The 24,059-nt window shown below is 64.8% G+C and carries 19 protein-coding genes and 1 pseudogene; 12 read left to right on the forward strand and 8 right to left on the reverse strand.

The features are described 5' to 3' along the window. Positions 1-20 precede the first annotated feature (20 nt). Positions 21-677: a lasso peptide biosynthesis B2 protein gene (locus WC729_RS09190; protein WP_372851858.1), complete on the forward strand. Its 657-nt coding sequence runs from the start codon at positions 21-23 to the stop codon at positions 675-677. Continuing rightward, on the forward strand, positions 674-2,455 hold the full coding sequence (locus tag WC729_RS09195) for an asparagine synthase-related protein (protein ID WP_372851861.1): 1,782 nt from the start codon (positions 674-676) through the stop codon (positions 2,453-2,455). The genes WC729_RS09190 and WC729_RS09195 overlap by 4 nt, the downstream gene beginning before the upstream one ends. Here the strand turns inward: WC729_RS09195 and WC729_RS09200 are convergent. The 4 genes from WC729_RS09200 to WC729_RS09215 all read right to left on the reverse strand — a co-directional run bounded on the left by WC729_RS09200 (position 2,424) and on the right by WC729_RS09215 (position 9,073). Next, positions 2,424-4,511: an Atxe2 family lasso peptide isopeptidase gene (locus tag WC729_RS09200; RefSeq protein ID WP_372851863.1), complete on the reverse strand. Its 2,088-nt coding sequence runs from the start codon at positions 4,509-4,511 to the stop codon at positions 2,424-2,426. The two genes, WC729_RS09195 and WC729_RS09200, sit on opposite strands and share 32 nt — an antisense overlap. 11 nt (positions 4,512-4,522) lie before the next feature. Then, positions 4,523-7,456, reverse strand: a complete 2,934-nt coding sequence (locus WC729_RS09205) for a TonB-dependent receptor domain-containing protein (RefSeq protein ID WP_372851865.1) — start codon at positions 7,454-7,456, stop codon at positions 4,523-4,525. Positions 7,457-7,565: 109 nt separating this feature from the next. Continuing rightward, a complete protein-coding gene (locus tag WC729_RS09210; RefSeq protein ID WP_372851867.1) occupies positions 7,566-8,579 on the reverse strand; it encodes a FecR domain-containing protein in 1,014 nt (337 codons plus the stop codon). Continuing rightward, the gene (locus WC729_RS09215) at positions 8,579-9,073 is read right to left on the reverse strand and encodes an RNA polymerase sigma factor (protein ID WP_372853288.1); all 495 of its coding nucleotides are present in this window, start codon (positions 9,071-9,073) and stop codon (positions 8,579-8,581) included. Before WC729_RS09215 ends, WC729_RS09210 begins: the two co-directional genes overlap by 1 nt. A gap of 801 nt (positions 9,074-9,874) precedes the next feature. Here WC729_RS09215 and WC729_RS09220 point away from each other — a divergent pair. The 4 genes from WC729_RS09220 to WC729_RS09235 all read left to right on the forward strand — a co-directional run bounded on the left by WC729_RS09220 (position 9,875) and on the right by WC729_RS09235 (position 13,492). Beyond that, complete coding sequence (locus tag WC729_RS09220) at positions 9,875-10,567, forward strand: glutathione S-transferase family protein (RefSeq protein ID WP_372851869.1); 693 nt, start codon at positions 9,875-9,877, stop codon at positions 10,565-10,567. Positions 10,568-11,393: 826 nt separating this feature from the next. After that, positions 11,394-11,693, forward strand: a complete 300-nt coding sequence (locus WC729_RS09225) for a PqqD family protein (RefSeq protein WP_372851870.1) — start codon at positions 11,394-11,396, stop codon at positions 11,691-11,693. A 4-nt stretch (positions 11,694-11,697) separates the two neighbouring features. After that, positions 11,698-12,633, forward strand: a complete 936-nt coding sequence (locus WC729_RS09230; protein ID WP_372851872.1) for a hypothetical protein — start codon at positions 11,698-11,700, stop codon at positions 12,631-12,633. Next, positions 12,563-13,492 carry a sulfotransferase domain-containing protein gene (locus WC729_RS09235; RefSeq protein WP_372853290.1) on the forward strand — a complete coding sequence of 310 codons (930 nt, stop codon included), beginning with the start codon at positions 12,563-12,565 and terminating at the stop codon, positions 13,490-13,492. The genes WC729_RS09230 and WC729_RS09235 overlap by 71 nt, the downstream gene beginning before the upstream one ends. A gap of 12 nt (positions 13,493-13,504) precedes the next feature. Here the strand turns inward: WC729_RS09235 and WC729_RS09240 are convergent, their stop codons facing one another. The 3 genes from WC729_RS09240 to WC729_RS09250 form a co-directional block, all read right to left on the reverse strand. After that, positions 13,505-15,382, reverse strand: a complete 1,878-nt coding sequence (locus WC729_RS09240) for an asparagine synthase-related protein (RefSeq protein WP_372851873.1) — start codon at positions 15,380-15,382, stop codon at positions 13,505-13,507. Between the two features lie 357 nt (positions 15,383-15,739). Beyond that, on the reverse strand, positions 15,740-15,895 hold the full coding sequence (locus tag WC729_RS09245) for a hypothetical protein (protein WP_372851874.1): 156 nt from the start codon (positions 15,893-15,895) through the stop codon (positions 15,740-15,742). 1,054 nt (positions 15,896-16,949) lie between these two features. Beyond that, positions 16,950-17,567, reverse strand: coding sequence for a hypothetical protein (locus WC729_RS09250; RefSeq protein WP_372851875.1), 618 nt, complete (start codon positions 17,565-17,567; stop codon positions 16,950-16,952). Between the two features lie 555 nt (positions 17,568-18,122). Between WC729_RS09250 and WC729_RS09255 the strand changes: the two are divergent. The 6 genes and pseudogenes from WC729_RS09255 to WC729_RS09280 form a co-directional block, all read left to right on the forward strand. Continuing rightward, a pseudogene (locus tag WC729_RS09255) lies at positions 18,123-18,269 on the forward strand (hypothetical protein); the annotation flags it as partial. A gap of 77 nt (positions 18,270-18,346) precedes the next feature. Beyond that, positions 18,347-18,622 carry a sulfotransferase domain-containing protein gene (locus WC729_RS09260; RefSeq protein ID WP_372851877.1) on the forward strand — a complete coding sequence of 92 codons (276 nt, stop codon included), beginning with the start codon at positions 18,347-18,349 and terminating at the stop codon, positions 18,620-18,622. A gap of 188 nt (positions 18,623-18,810) precedes the next feature. Beyond that, the gene (locus tag WC729_RS09265) at positions 18,811-19,191 is read left to right on the forward strand and encodes a hypothetical protein (protein ID WP_372851879.1); all 381 of its coding nucleotides are present in this window, start codon (positions 18,811-18,813) and stop codon (positions 19,189-19,191) included. 328 nt (positions 19,192-19,519) lie between these two features. Beyond that, positions 19,520-20,536 carry a hypothetical protein gene (locus WC729_RS09270; RefSeq protein WP_372851881.1) on the forward strand — a complete coding sequence of 339 codons (1,017 nt, stop codon included), beginning with the start codon at positions 19,520-19,522 and terminating at the stop codon, positions 20,534-20,536. A gap of 388 nt (positions 20,537-20,924) precedes the next feature. Next, on the forward strand, positions 20,925-21,206 hold the full coding sequence (locus WC729_RS09275) for a hypothetical protein (RefSeq protein WP_372851883.1): 282 nt from the start codon (positions 20,925-20,927) through the stop codon (positions 21,204-21,206). 142 nt (positions 21,207-21,348) lie between these two features. Then, the gene (locus WC729_RS09280; RefSeq protein ID WP_372851885.1) at positions 21,349-21,708 is read left to right on the forward strand and encodes a hypothetical protein; all 360 of its coding nucleotides are present in this window, start codon (positions 21,349-21,351) and stop codon (positions 21,706-21,708) included. Positions 21,709-21,918: 210 nt separating this feature from the next. On the opposite strand, the gene WC729_RS09285 is transcribed toward WC729_RS09280, so the two are convergent. After that, the gene (locus tag WC729_RS09285; RefSeq protein WP_372851887.1) at positions 21,919-24,015 is read right to left on the reverse strand and encodes a helix-turn-helix domain-containing protein; all 2,097 of its coding nucleotides are present in this window, start codon (positions 24,013-24,015) and stop codon (positions 21,919-21,921) included. Positions 24,016-24,059 lie beyond the last annotated feature (44 nt).

Here is a 24,059-nt window from a genome sequence, read left to right on the forward strand (position 1 = left end):
GCCCCGGGGGAAATATTGGAATGTTCTGGCGCGTCCTGCCACACGTAACCGCGTGCATCGCCTCAAACCGGGTCGTGTTGCTCGACATCCGGCAAGACCGCTATTTCCTCGCGCCACAAGCTGTCAGCGATGCCATGAAGGCCTGGTTTCAGGCGACAAGCGCTGGCCCGCCAGAGATCGTCATGACCATGTTCGAGCGGAGCCGCATCACGCGTTCGGGCGAACAGCCGTCCTGCACCGTCGTTGACGTTCCGGCGACACCTCAAACGCTTGTGCCGCCGGGATGGGGATCTGGCAACGTCACCTCGACCGATCGCTTGCGTGTGGCCGCGATCGTCACGAAGACATGGATGGAGCTGAGGCTGCGACCGCTCCAGGAGATACTGGACCGTCGCGCAGGCCGCGGCGCGGAAGTGGGCGTCGACGAACCGGAGACCGTGATCGCGCGGGCGAGCGCGTATGACGTGGCCCGGCGTGCTAGCCCCTTTGCTCGCAACTGTCTGCTGGACTCGCTTTCGCTCCATGCCTGGCTCGCGCGCATCAATCGCGATTGCCGCCTCGTCTTCGGCGTCACGGCCCAACCCTTTTCCGCCCATTGCTGGCTTCAGACGCCTGACGCGATCCTCAATGACAGTTACGACCGTGTGTCGCGCTACGCGCCGATTCTCGCCCTGTGAACATCGCCCCCTTCGTCGCGCTCGTCATGGATCGGGACAGGCCTCGGTCCGACCGGATCGACCATTTCGTGGAAGTTTCGTGCCGTAGCCATGGGCTTGTTCCGCTCGTCCAGCGCGAGCGGTTGCTCGTCCTGGGGGCGCCCGAGGCTCCGCACATCGTCATCGCCGACGGAGCGGGGCTGGTCTGGGGCCATCTGTTCGACCGCCATGGAGGCGAGCGGAGACAGACCCTCGCCGGCACGACCGACCTAGGCGGCGGCGCCAAGGAGTTTCTGCGGCGTTATTGGGGCGGCTATGCCGCGCTATGCGCGACGGCCGACGGCATGACCGTCCTGAGGGATCCGTCCGGCGTCGTGCCGTGCTATCATGCCCAGGTGGACGGCGTGCAGATCCTCACCTCGCGTCCGCAGCTCCTCGTCGAAGCCGGCCTGATGCGTGCTGAGATCGACTGGACCATCGTCGTGCAAGGCCTCGCCTATCGCGACCTGCGACCCACGCGCACCGCGCTGCGCGGTATCAGCGAACTGCAACCCGGCATGGCGGCGCGGCTGACGCCGGGTCGGATCGACACGAACTGCGCCTGGTCGCCCTGGCAGTTCACCGGGCCGGAAAGTGAGCTCGCGGATCGAACGGCGGCGATCGGGGCGGTCGGAGAGACGGCGCGCATGTGCATCGCGGCCTGGGGACGGGCATTCCAGCGCCCGATCGCGGAAATCTCGGGGGGACTGGATTCCGCCATCGTCGCGGCCGGGCTGAAGCTGGCAGGTTGCATGCCGGCGTGCCTTACGTTCGAGCCGGCGCAGGGAGATCCCGACGAGACTCCCTATGCACGCGCGATCGCGGACCATCTCGGGGTGCCACTCGAGGCCGTTCCGCTCCGGATCACCGACATCGACCTGATGCGGTCGCAGGCGTACCAGCTGCCGCGACCATCCGCGCGGAATTTCGCGCAGGCACTCGATCGGCCCAATCGGGAACTGGCGGCGAAGATCGGGGCTGACGCCTTTTTCAGCGGTGGCGGTGGCGACAATGTCTTTTGTCACATCCAGTCAACGGCGCCGGTCATCGACCGTTTCAGGCGACAGGGCCTTGGCCGCGGCCTGTTCGAGACCATCGATCATGTCGCTCAGCTCGCCCATTGCAGTAGCTGGAATGTCGCCAGGGTCGCGGCGCGGCGAATGATCCGCGGCGCTGGGGCGGAGCGCTGGCCATCGAACACCCGGTATCTGTCACCGCAAGCGCTCGACCGCCTTCCCTTCCCTGACGGCCATCCCTGGGTCGATGCACCGCCGGACGCACTGCCGGGCAAGCGGGACCATGTAACGGCGCTGATTGCGATCCAGAATCATCTCGACGGCCTCGAACGCATCGGAGTGGCACCGATCATCTCACCCTTGCTTTCCCAGCCGTTGATGGAGGTCTGCCTCGCCATTCCTAGCTGGCTATGGTGCGATGGTGGTAACAACCGTGCGATGGCGCGAGCGGCATTCCGCGACGTGCTGCCCGCTTCGGTTATCGCCCGGCGCAGCAAGGGTGCGTTCGATGCGTTCGCAGGTCAATTGCTCGACGCGAACCGCGCGCTGCTGCGCGAGATGCTGCTCGACGGTCTGCTGGCGCGCGAGCGGCTTGTCGATATAGACGCGATCGAACGGGACCTCGGCCCGACCCTGCCGGCCAGCGACGCCATCGTCCGGCTGCTATCGCTGGCTGACGTCGAGGCATGGAGCCGCACCTGGCAAGGCGATGTCAGTTTCGGCGCGCCTGCATCCCGCTCCTGAGCGCCTCCCAGCGCGCGACCTCGGAGCGCCTGTCCGGGTCTTCGGAGGCCTCGCCTTTCAGCCAGAAGTCGAACCAGTCGATGGTGCGTTCATAGACCGCGAGACGGTGCGCGGGGTGCCATTTCACATGATGCTCGTCCGGATAGACATACATCTCCACCGGGGCGCCGTGATATCGCAGCGCGGAGAAGCTCTCCAGGCCGAGGCGATATTCGGCATCGGCTGCCTGGATCAACAGCGGCGTGCTGAACCGGGCGGCATTGGCCTCGAGCGACATCGGTGCCCAGAAGGCACTGCCATCGGCGCCCGGCGGCGGATAGCCCGACGCGATGACCGCGTCGCGATAGGCTGGTCCTACCGCGAACAGGGCGCTTGGATCGTCGCAACAAGAACTGATCACTGCCGCCCTGAAACGGTTCGAGCCGTTCAGCGCGAACTGGGCCGTGACCGCGCCGTCGCTAAGGCCGGTCAGTCCGATCCTGCCCGGATCAACGACGCCGCGCGCGATCGCAGCATCGATGCCGGCCTGGAGCGAGGACACGATCATGCGACGTTCCGCCCAGTCCCTGATATTGATGCGCTGCACCGCATTGATGTCGATCGCGGTGGCGGTGGCGGCGAGCATCGCCGGACGCTGGAAGCTCAGGACCGCATAGCCTCGGCTCGCGAGCAGATGGATGGGATATTCGTCACCGGTACCGCCGCGCAGAAATCCCCTGCTCTGATATTGCACCACGATCAGCGGATGCCGCTCGCCGGACCGGTGCGTCGGCGGCAGAGCGAGGTCGCCATAGCTGTGCACCCCTTGGCGATCGTTCCAGGTGAGCCGCTCGACCTTGCCGAGCTGGACCGACCCGAACTCAGGGTTGGGATCGAACAGCGTGACCGTCCGGCCCGATTGGGGGGCCAGTCGCACCAGGGCGCGCGGCTGAACCGCCGTCTCCCGGGCACAGATCAGCCCCTTGTCGACCAGGGAGCAGCCAAGCAGCGCATCGGTCGTGTCGAACAGTCGCGACGGCGCGCGGTCGCGCCCGACCCGCCATCGGTAGAGCTCGATCCTGCCGCCATTGGCGGGGCTGCCGCCGCGCATGAACAGCAGCGTGTCCGGGCCAGTCCACCACAGGGCCGCGACATGGTCATCGCAGATAGCGGGACAAGCGACTGCTCGCCCCCTGGCCTCGATGTGCAGCCGCGGTTGGCCGAAGGTCCGGCGCGGATCATCATAGGCGACCCACGCCCGAAACCCGGCGGTCGAGCGCGCATAAAGACCCGCTCCGGCGGGCGGATCAGGCGTCGCGCCGCGCTCAAGGCGGTCCGCTTCCTCCGACGTCACCTTATGGGTCGCCCCACTCGCCACCTCGATCGCTCGGATCTCGACAGGGAGCGGCAAGGCCGGCCGCGGCCTGCTTTCCGACAGGGACCAGAACCGGCTGTCATACAGAAAGCCGGATCGCCCTTCCCGGTCGATCGCTGGCTCGCCCTCAGCAAGCGCCGGACGGGTCGTGATCAGCAGCGTAGTGCCATCGGCTGCCCAGGCGACATCGAGCGCATCGGTGGGCAGGCGGCTGACCTGCTCGGCCGGCCTCCCGTCCAGTCCGACACGCCAGGCCTGGGTCACACCGCGATCGCGCCGCAGATAGGCCAGTGAGCGGCCATCGGGCGACCAGATCGGGGCGCCCGAAGCGGAGGAGCCGTTAACGATCGCCGGGATGCCGCGGATGTCGTTCACCATCGCGATGAACTCGCCGCCCACATCGAGCAATCGCGACCTTGCCTTTCTGTCGAGCGACACCAGCATGACGCCGAAGCAATAGTCATCGACATCCGCGTCCGCCCGCCTGAGGATCAGCGCCGCCCAGGCACCATCGGGCGAGACGGTGAACGGCGCCGGTCCGCCCACGCTGGTATCGACCCGCCCGAAATCGCGAAGCTCGATAAGGTCGCGTGCCGTGACAGCATGGTCCGCGGTCGGCGGCGCCGGCATTAGTCGCTCGGCACAAGCGGGCGCCGCCTGCACCGCCGGCACCCAGCCAAGCGCGCAGAACACCCCCGTCATGACGACGCGCCTCACCACGCTTTCGTGACCTGGAGCGAAACCACCCGGCCGAGCGGGCTGGCATTTTCCGGGTCATAGCCGCTGGTGAACAGGCCGATATAATAAGCGGCATAAGGCGGATCGCGGTCGAACAGATTGTTTGCGTTGAGCGCAACGTGCAGGCCCTTCAGCGCGCCGCTTTGCTGCCGGAAGCGATAGCTCAGCTGCACGTCGAAGGTCGTCCAGGAGGCCACCTTCTGGGATGTGGCGTTGGTGTTGTTCACATAGCTGTCGACATAATTGGCGAAGAGGCCGGCAGCAAAACTGTCGGATGTCCAGCTCAACCGTCCCCGCGCACGAAAATCGACCGGATTGCCGAGAATGCCCACCACATTGGTCGTCGGGGCCGTCGCGGTGAGCGCCTGGTCGATATGGAAGATATAGGTCCCCGCCGCGCCGATCTCGGCTCGGCCGCCCGCCATGCCGAAGCCATAGCCCAGGTCGATATCGAGACCGGACTGCCTGACCACCGACAGATTCTGCTGCCGCGCATCGACCACAGCGGCGAACGCCGCATTTTGCGGGATGTTCAGGAAATTGACGAAGATCGGCGAGCCATAGAGCTCGGCAACCCGCGCGGCCGTCGGATTGGACTCGATGATGCCGGCATAGGTGTCGCGGTTGACGAGAAAATTGAACAGCTGCGCCGCGGGCGACGCGATCCGGTCGCGATAGTCGATATTGAACCAGGTGAGGCTCGCGTGAAGCCCCGGCAGCGCCAGCGGCTTCAGGTCGGCCCCCAGCGTCCAGGTCGTCGCGCGCTCGGGCCGGAGCTTTGGATCATTGCCACGCAGGACGATGACGTTGGACTGGCCGCCCGCTGCGCTTGGGTCGGGAATGGTGTAGGAAAAGATCAGCTGCGAGCCGGGGTCCTGGCGGAGATCCTGGGAGCTCGGAGCGCGGAAGGACTTGCCGTAGCTGCCCCTGAAGGTGAGCCCGGCAACCGGCTCCCAGGCAATCCCGAACTTCGGATTGGTGGTCGCCCCGACGTCGCTGTAATGCTCGGTGCGGACCGCGGCCGACAGGTCGAGCCGGTGGAAGCCCGGTAGCGTCGCCGACCCGCCAAAAAGCGGCACGAGCAGTTCGGCATAGCCGGCCGCCACGCGGCGGCCATCGCCAAGGGCAATCGGGGCCGCGACACGTGGTGTCAGGCTCGACGTGTCCGTGATCGTGCCGTGATCGCGGTAGCGCTCCTCCCGATATTCGCCGCCGATGGCGAGTCGTACCGCGCCGGCCGGAAGAGAGAAGAGAGGACCATCTGCGCGGACCGTAGCCGACCATACCGTGCCGCTGTTGGCGCTCAGCGTCGAGCCGCGAACGCGATCGATCGTCGCCCTGTTGGTCGATGGCCCGTCACCGAACAGATTATAGGCCGTGGCGGGATTGGTGTCGGCGAGCGCGACGGCGAGCCGCGCGGTGTTGATCCGGTTGATGAGGTCGGAATGCTCGATCTGACGGCCCCAGGTGCCATGGCCGTCGATCACCCATTTGCCGAGACTGGCCTCGATTCCGGCCGTGCCCCCATAGGCGCTCGCCCGGCCGCGGGCCCGCTCATTGCCGAGGTCGCGCACAAAACTATACTGCACGGCGACCGGCTGACCCGTGCCGATCGGATCGACATAAAAGGGATTGGTGACCGATACGATCCGCCGCGTGTCAGCGCTCGGGCGGACTGCCTGGTCGAAATCGCGGATCGACAACAGTCCGTGAGCATAAAAGCGCAGACCCCCGCCAAGATCCTGGCTGACCGCCGCGAACAGCGAATGGCGCCGCTGTCGCGGAAGGATGTCGACGCCGGCCCAGCTATCGCCCCGGTTCACGGTTCCGGGCGTGAGCGCGGCCGCGGTCAAGCCAACGCCGTTCTGCCCCCGCGGGATCGCGAAGCTCTGGCCACCGGCATAGATCGTTCCCGGACTGGCATAGCCGCCACGATAATCGGGACCGCCGAAGCGCCGAAGATCGTCGGTCGCGAAATCCCGGTCTGCCGCGCGAAGTCGATCGCGTTGGTAATATTCATAGGCGATCACGGCATGACCGCCCGACCAGCGCGTGCCGAGCAGCTGGCTCGCCTGATATTCCTGGGAGTCGCCGTCCGCCGTGCCGATCCGGAAACTGCTCTCGGCACCCTTGAAGTCGAGCCGCGGCACGATGTTGACCACGCCGGCGACCGCGTCCGAGCCGTAGATGGCGGACGCGCCATCGGCGACGATCTCGATCCGCTCGATTGCGGAGGCCGGGATCATCGAGAGGTCGGAGAACGCGCCGGCAAAACCGCCCAGCGGCGGCCGATCGCCATTCAACAAGATGAGTGTCGACGACGCGCCCAGTCCGCGCAGGTTGAGGCCCGACCCCCTCGCCCCGTTGAGCGAAGCCTCCTGGCTGAGCGTGCCGCTTCCGGCGGTCGCCTCATTGGGCCCACCCCCGAAATTCTGCGGGATCGACTGCGCGATCTGCTGCGTCGTCGCAAAGCCGCTCGCGTCGATCGCCTTGCGGTCGATCGTGATCACCGCGGACCCTACCGGCCCCTTCCCCCGGATGCGCGTGCCGGTAACGAGAATGTCGCCATCGGGGGTATCCCCCGAAGACCCGACCACCCGATCACGCTGCACGACAAGCGCCCCGCCGACCAGGACAGCGCGCAGTCCGCTCCCCCGCAGGACCTGTTCAACCGCGTCCTCCGCGCTGAACCGCCCTTTGAGCGCTGGCGCCCGCAGATCCGTCACCAGCTCGGTGGCGACGATCACCTGCCGTCCCGACACGGCCGCGACCTGACGTAGTGCGGCACCAAGCTCCTGGGCCGGCAAATCATAGTCCCGCGCGTCATTGGCCTGCGCCGCGGCGAGCGGCGCCGCCACCAGCATCACGCTCGTGCAGGCGGTCGCTGCCAGATATTTTCCCAAACGCATTTGTTCTTCCCCTTTGCTCGACGCCGTTCTGGCGGCTGTCGAAAGGGCAAGACGACGCGGGTCAGCCGACCCGCCCAAAATAGTTCAGCGAACGCAGAACAGCGGCGCGTCAGCGCGCGTGAAGGACGATCTCGCCTTGGGGCGAACGCTCGAGCCGCAAGTTAAGGGCAGCCGCGAGAATGGCCGCGAGGTTTTCGGTTGGCGTCGCGCGGAAAGCACCCGTGACACGCAATGTCGCGAGCTCTGGCTCCCCCAATCTGATCTTGCGATCCGAATAACGATTGGCGTCGGCGACGACGACCGCGAGCGGTGCCCCGTCATAGCTCAGCATGTACCTGACCCACTGGTCGGCCCCACCTGGCGCCGCGGACACCTGCGCCGCACCGGCAGCGGGCGCGTCAGCAAAGACCTGCCCCGGCACAAGCCGCGCGACCGGTGCAACGCCGCCCACCGGAGAGGCACGATCCCTGATCTCGACCGCCCCGCGCAACAGGGTGACCTTCACCCCTTCCCGGCCCAGCGCCACGTCGAACAGGGTGCCGCGGTCGATGATGGTCCGGCCGCCCGCCTCGACCATGAACGGCCGCCCGGCATCGTGTGCGACGTCGAACCTTGCACGCCCTCGCACCAATCTCACGACGCGCAGCTGATCGGTGAATGCCGGCTCGATCGCGCTGTCGGTGTCGAGGATGACGCTGGTCCCATCCGCGAGACGGATGCTGTGGATCTCGCCCAAACGGGTTGCGAGCGGTGTGCCGGTGCCGGCGGCGGCGACGGAAGGTCTTGCCGCGCCCCGCCACAGATGAACGGCACCGGCGCCAACCAGCAGCGCGACGACAAGACTGGCAAAGGCGACCCGCGCGCCCGGCCCCGCAAAGAAGGACGGAAGCCGGCGCTTCTGGTGATGCGCGCGCCCGAGCGCGGTCTCCCCGAGACGCTGCGACAGGCGCGATATCTGCTCCATTTCCGCATAGGCGGCGCGGTTGCGAGGGTTGCGCGCACGCCAGCGCTCGAAATCAAGCCGCGACATCTCGGAGTCGGGCCCGCGCATTCGCGCGATCCACGCCGCCGCTTCCTGGCGCGCCTCATCGCCTGCGTGACCGCCGCCGCCCGACCCTGCCATCACTGCAGGCCCGTCAGCCTGTGGATCTGCTCGAACGCACGCGCCATCTGCTTTTCGACGCCCGACACCGAAAGCCCGGTACGCGCGGCGATCTGCGCATAGCTCAGCCCTTCCAGATGGTGCGCCATGAAGATTCCCCGAGTCTTTGGTTTCAGGGACTTCATAGCAGCTTCGAGACGCACCAGGCTATCGCGGGCCTCGAGCCGCCCCATCTCGTCGACGCCGGCAAGCTCGACATCATCGGCGTTCACATGTGCGTCCGCCGCATGACGCCGCGCCGCCTTCGCACGATCCCGTAACAGATTGCGCGCGATCTGCCGCAGATACTCGGCGGGCCGCAGGATCGATCCGGAGCGGTTCAGATCGATCCGTGACAGCCGCAGGAATGCCTCCTGGACGAGATCCCGAGCATCTTCCGGGCTGGCGCGATAGCGCGTGAAGAAGCGCACCAGCGCATGCTGCTCGTTGCGATACAGCACATCGAGTTCGACCATCGTCGGCACGGCGCCGGGCAGCGCCTCCTCCGCTGTGCCCGTCTCCCCGGCACGGTCAGCACGTCCCGCCATCACATCGAACCCGGACACAAGGCGAACGCAGCACAGCTGCCGGACCATTCCGCCCCCTGCCCTCGCGCAGCATTCGCGCAGCCCATCATCCCGCCTCCAGCAAGCGAGGCGGGTCCGGCGAAAAGCCGGGTGGTGAGAACAAGGGTTTAGGCCTCGCGCCGACGCCTTTGGCCGCAAGCGGCTTGGACATACGCGTCGGCTACCCGGCCGCTGACGGACCTGGCGATATCGCTTCTAAACCAAGGTTCTCACGCCTCGACGCCGCCTGCAAGGCAGCGCGGAACGAGTCTAGAACGGGACCGTTCCAAAAGGCAAGCGCCCGAAAAAGACCGCGATTCCATCCATTTCGGCGCAGTCTTGCCAACGCAATCGTTTCAGCGACCGGCGGCAAGGCGCGCGCGCCACGCCGTACGAGGAGACACTGAGACCGAACCCTGGCGATGACGCGAAAAAGGCTCTTTCTGTCGCGATTTTCATGCGAACGCCCGGCGATAAACACGCCGCCCAATCTTGTCCCGGATCGTGCCGAAGACGTGCTTGTCCGTCCGTTCTCATGGCGAGCGCGCCCGATATCGCGCCGTAAGAGCCATTCGGCGAAAAATTCGCCGTTCCTCGACGACGCCTGTAACCACCGCGTGCCCGGCGGCGAACATAGCCGATAGTGGATGCGGTGGCAGTCGAGCTCCCGCTGCCACACTCGCGCGCCCGTTCCCACCGAGAGGACAGATCATGATCCAGTTCTATTATCACCCGTCGCCCAACCCGGCGAAGATCGCGCTGTTCCTCGAAGAAGCCGGCCTCGATTACGAGGTGATCCCGGTCGACACACGCAAGGGCGAACAGTTCGCCCCCGCCTATCTGGCGATCAATCCGAATGCCAAGACGCCCGCGCTGGTCGATGGCGATGCGGTGCTGTTCGATAGCACGGCGATCCTGCTCTATCTGGCCGAGAAGACCGGGCAGTTCATGGGCGACAGCGCCCCGGCCGTACGCGCGCAGCTCCTGTCCTGGCTGATGTTCGTCGCGACCGGAATCGGCCCCTATTCGGGCCAGGCAGTGCATTTCAAGCACTTCGCCCCCGAGCCCAAGGGCTATGCCGTCAACCGCTACGGCTATGAAGCCGAGCGCCACTGGGGCCTGATCGAGGCCCAGCTCGAAAAGCGACGCTATATGGTCGGCGACACCTACACGATCGTCGACATGTCGGTGTGGGGATGGGCGCGTGCGGTGCCGTTCATCTTCGGGCCGGATGCATGGACCATGTTCCCGAACGTCAAGCGACTGCTCGACGATGTTGGCAGCCGCCCCGCCGCCGAGCGCGCCGCCGCCCTGGCAACCGCCCACAGCTTCAAGTCCGAAATGGATGAAGAAGCCCGGGGGCACATGTTCCCGCAGAACAAGCGCCTCATCGCCGCGGAATAGCCATCGCGCCGATGTGCGCCTCGTCACCCGAGGGCTCGAACGGGAGCCTCTCGCCAGGAACGGGCGGGAGGTTCCGTCTCAGCTTGCGCGTACGGCCGCAGCAAGGCCCAGTCCACGCGTGCATCGCCCATATCGGTGCTACAAGGCGCTCCGCCCTGATCACCCTTTGCCCAGCCAGAAATCGACCTCGCGCGGCCGATGTTGATCCCGGGGTTTGGGCGGCCGCACGCACGGATCGATCCACCAATCTTTGATCAGCGCATCGCTGCCCCCTTCGAAGCGACAGGGAAAGGCGGCTGAAGAAGACCCGCGATCTTTTCGGCCTGGCTTCCGGATGCAAACTCTTGGCCCAGCGCAGATCATGAGTACCAGGTGGTCGGAAAATTCGGAAAATTACGCAGATTGTTTGTAACCACTGGCGCCCCCTCGCCGAATTGATGGCGTGCCCCGGCTTTCACTTGCGTTCTTTCCGATCAACGCGCGGTCCGTCGCCCCTTGCGACCGTGCGATCGCGGGCATCCTAATCGAAGAAACGGCCATGCGCTCCGCTCAAGCCAGTTTGGCTGCGACCCTTGGCCTTACTGTTGCAGGGACCGCACCCGCCGAGCCGGCCACGGCTCCCGCCAAACGGTCGACGGTACCGGATCCCCGGGCAGCGATTGCCCTCGGCGAGCCGGTCGACTGTCAGAAGGTCCAGCGCTTGGTGGAAATAGACCGGTGGCTTTCTCCGCCGGCACGCGCGACCAGCCGCGGAGCTTTCTCACGTACCGCAGCCAGGACGCGCGCGAACGTCTTGTGAATCGGTTCGAATTATTCAGGGGTGCGTATGCAGGATAGCGACCTAGACCATCGCCTGATCACAGGCTCGATCCGCTCTGGCCGCGACGTCTTATCGACCGAGATCGACGGCGAGGTCTTCCTGATGAGCATCGACAATGGCCGCTATTATGCGCTGGATGCAGTAGCGACGGCTATTTGGCGGAGGCTGGATTCGGGGCCGACCGGCGAAGCGCTCATTGCCGGGCTGATCGCCGACTTCCAAGGCAACCCGGGATGCATCCGTGCCGATGTGCTGGCGCTGCTGGGCTATTGGTTTGAGGAAGGCCTGGTCAGCGTCGATGCATGACCCGATGCGCGCACCCACCGCTCGCGGCGCTGCCTGGCGCTATCGCATCTTCGGCTGGCAGCTGGAAAGCGAATTGGAGCTGCCCAATTTGCCGACAGGTGACACTTCGGACTGCGTCGATGTGACCTTCCGCCTGGGAGATGCTCCGCCGCTCGAGGATGCGATTCCGCTTGGCACGCTGGTTTCGTACAACCGCAACGGTTGTGCCCGCATCGAAATTCCGGGCGTTGCAGCGTTCGTGGTGCGCGACGGTCGGGAAGTCGTGATCGCGCCGCAGATGGCGCCCGATGCGCCAGATATAGGTGTCTTTCTGCTCGGCAGCGTTATTGGCATCCTGTGCCATCAGCGCGGGGAGCTGCCGCTGCACGCAAGCTGCGTCGAAATCGACGGCCGGGCCGTGGTCTTCTCTGGCCTGTCGGGCACCGGCAAATCGACGCTGGCCGCGGCGATGGTCGCGCTTGGCACCAGGATGCTTGCCGATGATGTTGCGGTTGCGACCCGCGCCGACGACGGTTTTCGCATCATGCCCTCGTTCCCGGGACAGAAGTTGTGGCGTGATGCGCTGACGGCGCTCAGGCTGCCGGCAGGACGCAAGCTGCGCAGTACCGGCGATGCCGAGAAATTCGAGCACCGGGTCGGCGACGCCTTCTGCCCCGATCCGCGCCCGCTGGCGCTGATGTGCCATCTCTACCGGGAGCGCGACGCTGCCGCGCTACCGGCGCTGTACGCGGATCGCTTCCGGGCGCTGCTGGCAGCGAACGAGTCGGTCTATCGGCTGAGCATCGGCCAAGCGCTCAACGGGCAGCGGATGTTCGACAGCGTTGCCGCGCTGGCGAAGACCGTGCCACAGCTCGCGCTGCCGGTGCCGGATGAACTGGAGGAGTTGTCGTCGTTCGCGGCGCGCCTTCCCGCACTGCTCGGCCGCTACAGCGAACGCTGACGTGACGTTTCGAGCGGCGGCGCGACTGTATTGGATCGCCTCCTACCCCAAATCCGGCAATACCTGGCTACGCGCCGCGTTGACCAGCCTGCGCCACGGCGGCGGGGTCGTCGACATCAATCGGTTAGACGGAGAGCGGATCGCCTCGTCACGAATGCTGTTCGACCGCTATACGAGCGTCGAGGCATCCAACCTGACCGACACCGAGATTCAGCGGCTGCGCCCAGCGGTGTTTCGCAGCCTGGCGCAGGCGCAGCAGAAACCGGTGTTATGCAAGGTCCACGATGCCTATGCCCGTGCGGGCGATGAACCGCTGTTCCCCGCCGACGCGACGCTGGGTGCCGTCTACATCGTTCGCGATCCGCGCGACGTTGCGGTGTCGCTGGCGCATCACCGGCAATGGTCGCTGCGGCGCGCCGTCGATTTCCTGTGCACACCGGATGTCGACATGGCCGCGTCACGCGATCGAATGAACCGCCAGCTGAGACAGTCGCTTGGGTCGTGGAGCCAGCACGTTCAGAGCTGGGTCGCGCCGGACGGTGCGGCGGGCGCGTTTCCGGTACGGGTCGTGCGCTATGAGGCGATGCACAGCGACCTGCTCACCATTCTTGGCGATATCGCATCGGACATGGGTTGGAGAGTCGACGCGGCACAGCTTGGCGGGGCCGTTGCGGCCAGCGGCTTCGACCGGCTGAAACGCCAGGAAGACGCGGGCGGATTTTCCGAGCGGCCAGCAACGATGCAGGCGTTTTTTCGAAAAGGGCAATTCGACGGTTGGCGCGAGGCACTGTCCCCAGCACAGGCCGCGCAGATCGAGGATTGCCATGCGGAATGGATGGAGCGGTTCGGCTATCGTTGAGGCAGGCCGCTGTCAGAGCACCGCGCCAAACTGGTCCAGATAGTCCAGGAAGCGCGCATGTTGCAGCGCGCGATGCAGATACTGAACGCGGTCGACCTCGTCCGGTGCCGCGTCGCCGACCCGGTTCAGCTGCGCGCGGATTCTCGCCAGGTCCAGACAATGCTGCACGAGCGGCGACGCCGCATGGCGATTCAAATCGGCCAGAAGGCGCGGCGCCTGCGCCACGACCCGCTGCACGGCTTCGGGGCATTGCCGCCCGCGCAGCCGGTTTTGCACGATCGACGCTGGCAACCGACCCGACAATACGCGCCGAGCAAGATACCGCGCCTCGCCATTTCGCAGATATTGCTCCGGGGGTATCGCCATGCAGAATTCGATCAGGCGCTGGTCGGCGAGCGGCTGTGAGAATTCGGCGCGCCAATAGCGTTGCAATGGCGCGTGCAGATGGCGTTGACGCTGGCTGCGGCCGATATGCCAGGCGCGATGATCGGCGCCGCCCGTGGGGATCGGCGCGTCGCTATCGAGTTGATAGCGCAGCCAGCCCGAGGCTTCGGTGAAACCGTCGCTCAGAAATGCGCGCTCGAGGCGCTGGCGCGGCCACAGGCTCGGATCGCGGCGTTGCTTGCGATAGCGGCTGAGGTAGCGACTGTTGGCGAGGGCATTGCGCGCGATCTGGCGGCCGGAACGCCCGTCGCTGGAGGCAAGCGCAGCAAGCTCCATGGTGAACCGGATCAGCCTGCCCTGGTCGAGCAATGCCGGGAGCAATGCGGTGCCGTCATAGCTAAGCGTTATGTTGCCGAAGCCGCCGGTCAGCATGCTGTGCACGCCGTACCGTGCGGCCGCCTCATAGGCCGGGCTGAGCCACGCCGCGTTCAGGCTGTTGTTCAGCGGCATACCGCCAAGCCGGATGATCGCCGCATTGATTTCATCTTCGGCGTCCGCTGCACTTGATGCGTGCACTGCGTGCAGCGACGGAAACTGCTCGCTCAACAACCGAACATAAGGGCGTTCATCATTATATTGGTGCGGAGCATGCGGCAGCGCGGTGCCGGGCGCCGGCACCCCGGTAAAGCCGAACAAGGCGGCGCCGGGCGCGGCCTTGGCCGTACATGCCGCGAGCCCGGCGCTGTCGAGGCCGCCGCTGAGCGCGAGGCCGATCGGACCGTGCGTTGGCAGGCGGCAGCGCACGGCTTCGTCCAGCAACGCGCGGGCGGCATCGACATAGTCGCCGTCGCGGGCAAAACGAAGCCTGGTTTGCGGTAGCTGCCAATAGGGTCGCGCGTCGCCGTCGCCGTGCGAAAACCAGGCGATGCTTGCCGGGGCGACCGCGTGCACATCGCGCCAGATCGTGCGATCTGCAGGCGGCAGGCCGTCGACCAACACGTCGGCAAGTACCTGCGGATCAAGCCGGCGCGCGTCGGGGGCAAGTGCCAGCAGCACCGGAAGCGAGTCCGCGAAAAGCACGCGATCCGCCTGCCGTAGGTAATAGAGGCTGTGCCAACCGCCGACGTCTCGTGCCAGGCACAGGCGGCGGTTGCGCCCATCCCATACCGAATAGGCGAAATCGCCCAGCAGGTGCGCCGGTGCCTCGTCGGTCCAGTGTCGATGCGCGCCGGCGACGATTGCCGCCGGGTCCGGATCCTGCGATTGGTCGAGCGTGGCGACCAGCGCCGTTGAATTGTCCAGGCGCCCCACGAATCCGGCCAGCCGGACGCCGTCATGGGCCAGTGTAGCCGATTTGCGACAGCTTACCGTCCACTTGTCGCGCGCTACGGCGAAAGTGGCGCCCGCATGGGTGCGGGTTTCGATACCGGGATAGCCGGCCGCGGAAAGTGCGCGGTACAGCGCATCGGCATCGGCCTCCGCGCTAGTGACGGCTGCGGAATCCAAGTTAACGATGCCTGCGATTGCGTACACGATGACTCCTTAGCCGTGGGGGCCGCGCCGAAAAACCCGACTAAGTGCTTTTATGAGCGAACGCTGAAAGCAGGCACGTTCGCGACGCTCGCGCGGCCGAAGCCGCGCGAGCGCCGTCGCTTAAGGCAGCCATCATATTGCTCCGTTTCCACGGGAAACGGCGGCATCGACAGGCAGGCGGCGCGCGCAGTGGGCTGCCGGTTGCCGGCCGACCGAAATCAGACTGTTCGGTATGGCCTGGATACACGAAGGTTGGCTCAGCAGCGCGAATCACCGTCACTCGCACTGTCCGAGCGATTACCTCCTGCGCGCGGGTGCTCTGGCTATCAGTTACGAGCCGAACGAAGTCGGTGCATCGAAGTTCGAAAACCCAGCGGTTTGTGTCAGCGTGTTCATCTCGGCAACAATCACCGTCGGCGTGTTCCAGACCGGTCGGGTATCGATCACGGTATCGCGATCCAAGTCGTTCGAATTGAAATCTGTCATCGTTTTCGCTCCCAATCGGATCGTCGTAGATTGGGATTCCTGACCGCGCCACCGAATTTGGGCAGTCCAGCGGGACGCTTGGCCGATATCGTCCACGGATGGGTCGGCATCGTCCCGACACATGGGGACGACACGATATCCGACTTCCTCGCAAGCTATGACCGCATGATCGGTCCGCAGATATTTCCGGATCGGCCACTCGCTGTACGGTTTGCGTGTGCCTGGCGGCAAATCCGACCCAGCTCGACCATTTCCTCGACGAAGCCGTCGGCCGCTGGCGGCCCCAGAGCTTCGGCGCAGGGGGGCTTCCCGCCGCTCGGCGCACCTTGCAGTGCGGCGCGAAACCGCGGAGATCATCAATGACCGGTGTGTCCCACACAATAAAGGCGTCATCGACGCCAGCATTGGCCTTTACGGCAATTGCGGTTGCTCATCCCCCCAACGCCTGCCGGCTGCGATATATTACCAAAAGACTGCCACGTTGCACCGAGAGAAGGGTCCGATTCGACCGATTTGCTTTGCTGGCCGCGCTCCGCGCTTTGTTGCAGTCCCAAGTTCGCGAACGCCCCAACAAGTTTGGTGACGAACGACGGGAAGATGGGTGTGGGTAGAGTTGCGGGCGGCAACGCGAAACAGGCCTATCCTGTGCGATAGCAACGGTCGAACGCGACAGCCGGTACCCGAACTCCAACTACTTCACTCCAATGGCGTGGCCGCTGGTGGCGCTGCCCGGTCCTACGCCCCCTTGCGGAAACGCCTCATATTTTTAGGATCGCAAGGGGTAGGTGCGATCCATAGAATCGAAATCCAACTTGCCTATCGCCCCTGACCAAGTCGTCAATAGCTGTTGGCGCGAGCCACGCATGTGACCTTACCCGGCGCGACCAGTTCAGGGGCGGCATTCGTATCATCGCCTTGAACAATGAAGAAAGATTCTTTCGTCAGGCCGGCGCGAAAGGCACCATTTCCCAGCCGCAGTTCGCTCCGCGTCGCGCGGTCATGCTAGGGTGGGGTCGATGCGGTCCTCCCTGGCCTGATGCGTGACGCCGGACAATCACCCCGAGGCCTGCCGATGTCCCTTGATCGTCGCGTGTGCGTGCCCGAGCAGACCGTCCACCTGCGCACGGGTCAGTACATGGCGCGGCGCATAGCGCAGGCCAAGCCGCGTCGTATGACGCCACGCGTCGAAATACATGCCTTTGCCATGACCGAAGGTGGCCGCGACGTGGCGGCCAAGCACCGGATGCGCGAACCGCGAATAGGCCGTGCGAAAAAGCGAAATGTCGGCGACATATGCCCCGATCATCACCCAGACATGGCCGTCCCAGTCGAGATCGCCCTCCGCGAACGATGCGGCGCCGTCGAAGGGCGCGTCGCCACCGAAAACGCGGGTACCGTCTGCAAACAGCGACCCCGCTACAACTTGTATGGGAGCCGACAGGACGCGCTCCAGACCTGCGGCAAAGGCCGCGCTCATCGGTGCGCAGGCGCCGATCGTGTCCGGGTAAATATCGAGCAGGTCCCGCGCGAGGTTGGCGACGGTCGCCTTGTCCGCGTCGGTCGGGCAATAGGCCTTGACGGCCTTCGCTGCCGGCCAGCCCTGACTTGCTGCGATCATGGTTCCGAGCGCGGCGAGATCGGGGGTACCCGACATGAAGGCGGACCTTGTCATATGTGAAGTATGTCGAGACGCAACGCGGACGTTTCGACGGGCACCCACGCTATGTTCCACCGTCTCTCTCGTGTCGAGGCCAGGATCAATCAATCCAGATATTCCCGTCGCGATGCTTGCAGGCGACCGCGCCATCGGACCACCTACCCTCCGTCACACCGTTACGCGAGGGCAGGAAACGCCAGGAAACGCGGATGGCCGGACTCGTCCTCGATCATGCCGAATATGTGCGCGACCGTCCGTTTTTGGGCGCGCAGGACGTCGCTCCTGTGGTCACGACTGGTCGTCACAACGTGAGCGACTAGGGCGGTGGCATGACCATTTTCCCGGCGGCGAGCCAGATGGCCAACGAGATGCGGCGGATCGCGGGGCAGTACCTGAGCATCTGGCAGATGCGCTGTACGAAGCCCCAACCTGCGCGCTCGCCGCCAACGCATTTGTGCTGCGCCTGCCGAGCGGGATCGCCTATTATTACCGCCGGGGCGAAGGCGTGCGCATTGATCGTCCCACCCATCCAGACGAACGTGACGTTATCTGCTGCGCGATCCCCGGGACGTGGCAGTCTCGAATGCCTTCCACTCAGGCCAGGATCTGCAGCGCGCCGTTGACCGACTCTGCGACCCCGACGCAGCGATGGGCGGATCGAGCGGCGCGCAGCTGCGCCAGCGGCTCGGCAGCTGGAGTCAGCATGTCGAGAGTTGGGTCGATCAGCGCGACATTCCAGTGCTGGTGGTACGTAATGAGGATATGCTCGACGATGCGGTCGCGAACTTGCCCGCGTGCTGGCATTCGCCAGACCAGGGATATCGATCGACCCCAAACGGATCGCGGGCGCGGCTGCGGAAACCACGTTCGAACGCCTGCAGGAAGCCGAGACCCGCGCCGGCTTCAGGGAGCGCTCACCGAAACAGGCGCGGTTCTTCCGCAGCGGTCGCGCGGGCGACTGGCGCAACCATCTCACAGCCACACAGGCCGAACGCATTCGCGAGCACAACGAGGCGATGATGGCGCGCTTTGGTTATGCGCGTGGCAGCGCGAACGTATGCGTGCGTTGAAGGCTCGCCACTACGTGGATTTAGGATCAAACAACCTTGCGCCAGCCACATCCGCCCGCCTGCCGGGCAATGCGCGACACTGGATCGCGAAATGCTGATCGGGTGTAAGCGTGTTCTGATCAGGGAACACGTATCAATACGGAATTGGGCAGAGGGATACCGTTAAGCTTCCCGGTTCACACAGCCTGATGCACGCTAGTCACTCCATTGAGGTCGATGCCGAGATCGGGTTTGTTCGCTACACGTTGGCGGGCTTTTTCGACGAAGCATCGCTGACCTCCCTTCGCACGGAACGCGCTACAATGCTTCCGCGTCTTAAGACGCGGCCTAACCAACATGTTACGCTGTGCGACGTCTCGCAATGCTCCATCCAGTCGAAGGAATCGCTTGCCGCGCTGCGCGTGATGCTCGCGCAACCGGAGTGGCGGGCCCGACGCCTTGCTTTCGTAGTCGGCGGAGCGCTGGCGCGCATGCAGACTCGCCGGATCGTGGACGACATCCCCAATGTGCAGTGGTTCGGCGACACGGCGAGCGCCGAAGCATGGTTGGCGGAAGCAAGTCAGCCATGAGGCCGAACCGTGTGGCGTCCAAATTTGACCCGTCAAACGCGGATGTCGGAATCGGGGGGCACAAAATGGCCTCGAAACCACGGCCCATGTGGTCGAGAGTGAAGTGAACGTCCCGGCTTATGACCATTATTGCTGGGGCAGGATAATATCCGGCAATTTTACTCCGGAAATACAGACCCTCGCTACGCGCCTACTTATAACTCGCCTTCGGATAGAGGTGAGAAATAGTAGCACGAGCCTGTCGGATGCGACCTTCACGCTCCACAACTTCTTTGCAACGAACAGATTCGCACACCGTGACCTCGCTGCGATCTCAGGGGCCTGATCGATGAAAAATGCATTTCTTCCGGTGGGGCCAGCGGCGGAACTCATTGCATCCGGCGCGACGCTGTTCATATCGGGACCGGAGGCCCTGCTTCGCGTGCTGCCCAGAGGAAACTGGATCGGCGGCACCACCGCCTATTTCATGACGGAGGGTGGAGGGGTTTCCCGGGAAGATCGGCTGTTTTGTACAACCTTTCATGAAGCCATCGGGGTTCGAACCGCCATCCTGCCCGCCGATCAGCTCTCCGATCTGACCGCTCATCGTTTCCAGCACGGTTTCACCTGTATCGTTGCGCCGGCATTCAGTTCCACTCTCCAACGTTATGCAATCGAAGGACCGGGTCTTCCCGGACTTTACAACCAGCCGGTCTTCGGATGGGTTGCCGGCGTCCGTCTTGACAGGGCCGGCACAGAAACACCCAAGGTCTTTGATGGTGCAACTGGAATGATTTCGGAAGATGGCCTTGCCGCGCTATGGATCGAGCTACCTGAAAATCTCGACGTCGATCTGGACATCGTCAATCTATTCACGACCGGCGATGGGGATGAAATCACCTTCCCGGAAGCCGGTTTCGAAGTGACCGATTGTCTGATCGGTGACGCTCCTGCCAATTTCGCGCGGTATGTTGTGGAAAATGACCTGGACACCAATCTCCCGCTGGTCGCCGACTATGCAGGGGCGATGATCAATGTCTCCTTCCAGACCGTGGATGTCGAGAATGGCCGCGTGCGCCTCTATGCCCCGGTTGTCCCGGGCACGATCTATCGCCTCGCGCGTGCCGTGTCCGATTATGCTCTGGCCTATGAAAAAGCGGCGAACGTCGGAAGCGCGGCGGACATGCTCTCATGCAATTGCATCCTGAACTATCGCTATGCTGGCCTCGAAGGTCATCCGACCGGCGGATTCGTCGGCCCGGTAACCTTCGGCGAATTCGCCTATATCCTGTTGAACCAGACGCTTGTCCGCTTGTCTGTACCGGCATTGTCGCCCGCTCAAGGGGTGAGTGGTATTCAAGGTTGAATGAACGCAACTTTTCGTATGGGCTGCCACTACCCACACTTCCGGGAAGGCTACGGTTTTTTTGGGGCGGGGCGGAGGGCTGACGATGCATTCCACCACAACCGACGGCGCATGGCCCTAGTCATCCGTGGACGCCACACAGGACCGAAGAGCGGCCCCGGCACCCAAATCCGGGCTTCGCGCCGCCTCCCTGCCATGGCGACAGTGCCGATTGCCCGCGCACTCGGCGATGCTGGAAACAATCATTGATCCCCCCCCCCCCCGCGCCTTCAATTCGGCGCATCGGGAGCGCTTCTCACAGGCTTGTCCGCCTAAACCGCGCGACCCTGATCCATCCTGTCACCGACCAGGCCTCCATGCGGCAGAGGATGGCGCGGGTGCCGCCGAGATGCTGCACACCGAAGACAGCCGCGGTGTTCAGCCAGCGGACTGGCCCCAACGGCTGTGGCGCGACCGGGAGGCGCTGACGGCGGAACTCGACCGACTGGCGAATGATCCGGCCATGGTGACCCGGTTCGATCTGCCCCGCCTCCGCGCCGCGCTCGACACATGGAACGGCAAGCGGCCCGGGCATGGCACGCCGGAGTTGAACCTGCTCCAGGTTGCCCTGCCCCGCGCGCTGACGACGGCGCGCTTCATCCGCTTCATCGAGGGCCGCAACACGGACTGACAAAATCGCACCCGGCCCATCGATGAAGGCGAGCAACCGCGACGGTTCTCACCGGAGAGCGGCTCGCGCGCCAGACATGGTCCAGCCCCCACCGGAATTGGCTGGGCATCGGCGCCCGCTTGTTGGCAGGACATACCCATAGATGCGTGACCAGCTTGACCACCTGCCTGCCGGCAAACAGTGCGAACTCGCCCATGTGGCGCGCGTGTTGTTCGAGGAATTCAGTGTCCGGTCGGCGCATCGCCGGATGTGCGAGCGCCGTTTTGAGATTTCACTCATACTGCTGCGGCCGACCGACTTCGACGAGACGGTCGAGACTGCCCATATAGGCGTGACAGAACGCGACTGCATCGACCCGATAAAGCCAGAAGGCGTCGAGCCGATCCTGCACCCCCTCGATCTTGACGACGACGAAGCGATCGCGACCTCCGTCCAACAGCCGTTCGCGACGCTCGGCGACGAGACGCTGACCCGTGAGGTCGAGGCGCAGCTCGTCCGGTAGCTTCGCCCGGAATATAATGATGTGACCTTCGAGAATTACCCCGAAATCAAGGGCGGCACGCGCTCAAAGGGATATAGCTGGAGCTATCTCGAGATCGACCGCCTGCCCGCCTCGCTTTACACCGATCATGGGTTGATGGAGGGGAAGTCCGTGTTTGGCGCGAGACAATCCGAGCCACCAGACGGAGACACCGGCTAGGGGCTCCGCGCCCTAGCCATCGGAGTCGGCCTGCATGGCCAGCCGCAAGGCGTCGACAATCGAAACCCGCCACGCATCCTGCAGGCGGTCGGTGATTGCTTGGGCGGTAACCTGCGCGACCTCCTGGGTCTCGAACCAGGTGCGCCAGATATCGGCGACGTCGCGCTTGTAGCCGGCCCCGAGCCCGTAACGCTGCGCGCTTTCAGTCCATACCTCCCCCTGCTCGGCCAGCACGGTGCCATAGGCATCACGTCCGATCGTGCGGGCGGTGGCGAGGAACTCCTGGCGACGCTCGGCCAGCCGGGCGCGCAGCATGGCGATGCTCTGCACGACGGCAACGAGGTCGGAATATTTGTTCTCGAGGTCATCAAGCTTGTGCTCGATGCGCAGGACCAGGTTGGCGGTTCGCTGATTGGCATCGATGCGCACACCGTGCCCCAGAATATGGGCAAACTGAAACGGCGCCCAGTCGCCGCGCCGGGCGATCGAGGCAGCAATCGAGCTGTGATGGCCGACGGCCATTTGCTCGATCAGATTCTGATGCGCCGGACGAAGGCTCTGGGGAAGCGGGGCGACCATCTGCAGGATCCGCTCGACTTCGTGTTCGACATCCTGGCGTGCGGCGCCGGCGCGCACATCGTCGACATTTTCCAGCAGGTTCGTGACGCCCGCCGCGGCGGTGCGCGCGCGATCACCATAGGCCGCGCGCATTGCCCCGATCTGGGTGCGCAGCGTCTTCCATATCTTGTCGGGTTCGTCGTTGCGCGCGTCGAAGAAATAGACCGGTGTCCTGGGGAGATTGGCGTTCGCCAGGGACTGTTCGACCTGCTTGCGGCGGATCGCATAGCCCTGCTGGCGCGAGGCGAGCGGCTCGTCGGACCCGGACATTTCGAGCGCCTCGTCACCGCGCGGCAGGACGAGGATGCACTGGCGGTGGCGCCGGGCGGCATCCGACCCGGTATCAAGCGACTCCTGCAACTGGCGCTGCACCGTGGCATTGGGCGCGTCGGCGAACTTGGTGCACAGCACCACCAGGGCACGAATATCGTCGCCGTGCCGGGCAAGGTCCTCGCGCTGGGTGACGCTTTCGATGCCGCGCGTATCGACGACCTGCAGCGTCTGCCCGTCGGCGCTAAGGTTTTTCGACGGCATCAGTACGGTGATCCCGTCAGGCACGCTGAAACGATGGTCGAGGCCATTGTTGATGTTCGACACGAGGCGCGACACCCAGAGAAGGCCATCATCGCTGCCTTCGGGCAGAATGAGCTGGCGCTCCTTGCGGTCGGCAAGCTTCATCGCGGCCACGGTGCGGTCGGTGACCTCGTCAACGCCGAGGCCGCCGGCGAGAAGGTCGGCGATCGGATCGGTCGACACCGGCTCGTCATCGACGATCGTGTTGATCGCCTTCATGCCCGACATGTTGCGCAGCACGCGGTCCATTTCAGCCGACACGCCGACGCCGGCGGCGCCCGGCACCAGGCTGGAGACCAGATCGCGCGTCAGGCGCAGCACCGCCTCGTCCGGAACCGCATCGACAAGGACACCGAAGGTCGGCGCGACACGGATGGCGGTCTCGCAGACGGTCGTGCGGCCCGGGCCGACCGGAAACGCGGGCTTGCGACCGCTCCGGCCGTCCCCGACCAGCAGGCCGACGGCATAGGTCAGCGCGGTGGTCTTGCCGACGCCGATATCGCCCACCCATGCCACGACATGGTCGCGGCGACGCAGATAGGCCTCGGCCGCCCGCAATTCGCCATGAAGCAGGCCGATCGGCCCGCGCAGGATGGGATCGTCATTCCCGGCCTCGAACGCGGCAAGATCCTTCAAGGCCTGGTCGACCACCCATAGCTCTTCGCTGTCGGGGTGCAGGAAGGATGGGGGCCTTTCCTGGAACCAGGCGCGCGCGTAATAATCCTGCACCGCCTGGGCGAGGTCGGACGCGATCGCCGTCAGATAGCGCTCAGCCATTTCCGGCTCGGCCTCATCGGCTTTTTCGAGCTTGGACAGGACGCTGGGAACCGTACCCATCCGCCTGGCCAGTTCTGCCTGGCTCATGCTGCCCGCATCGCGAACATGCTTGAGGACGTCGGTGGGAATGGGATAGGCCATCAAACGCTCCATTTCTCATATTCAGATCGCATATATCGCGAATA

This window comes from Sphingomonas sp. (assembly GCF_041661825.1).
In the GTDB taxonomy this organism is placed as follows: Bacteria; Pseudomonadota; Alphaproteobacteria; order Sphingomonadales; family Sphingomonadaceae; genus Sphingomonas.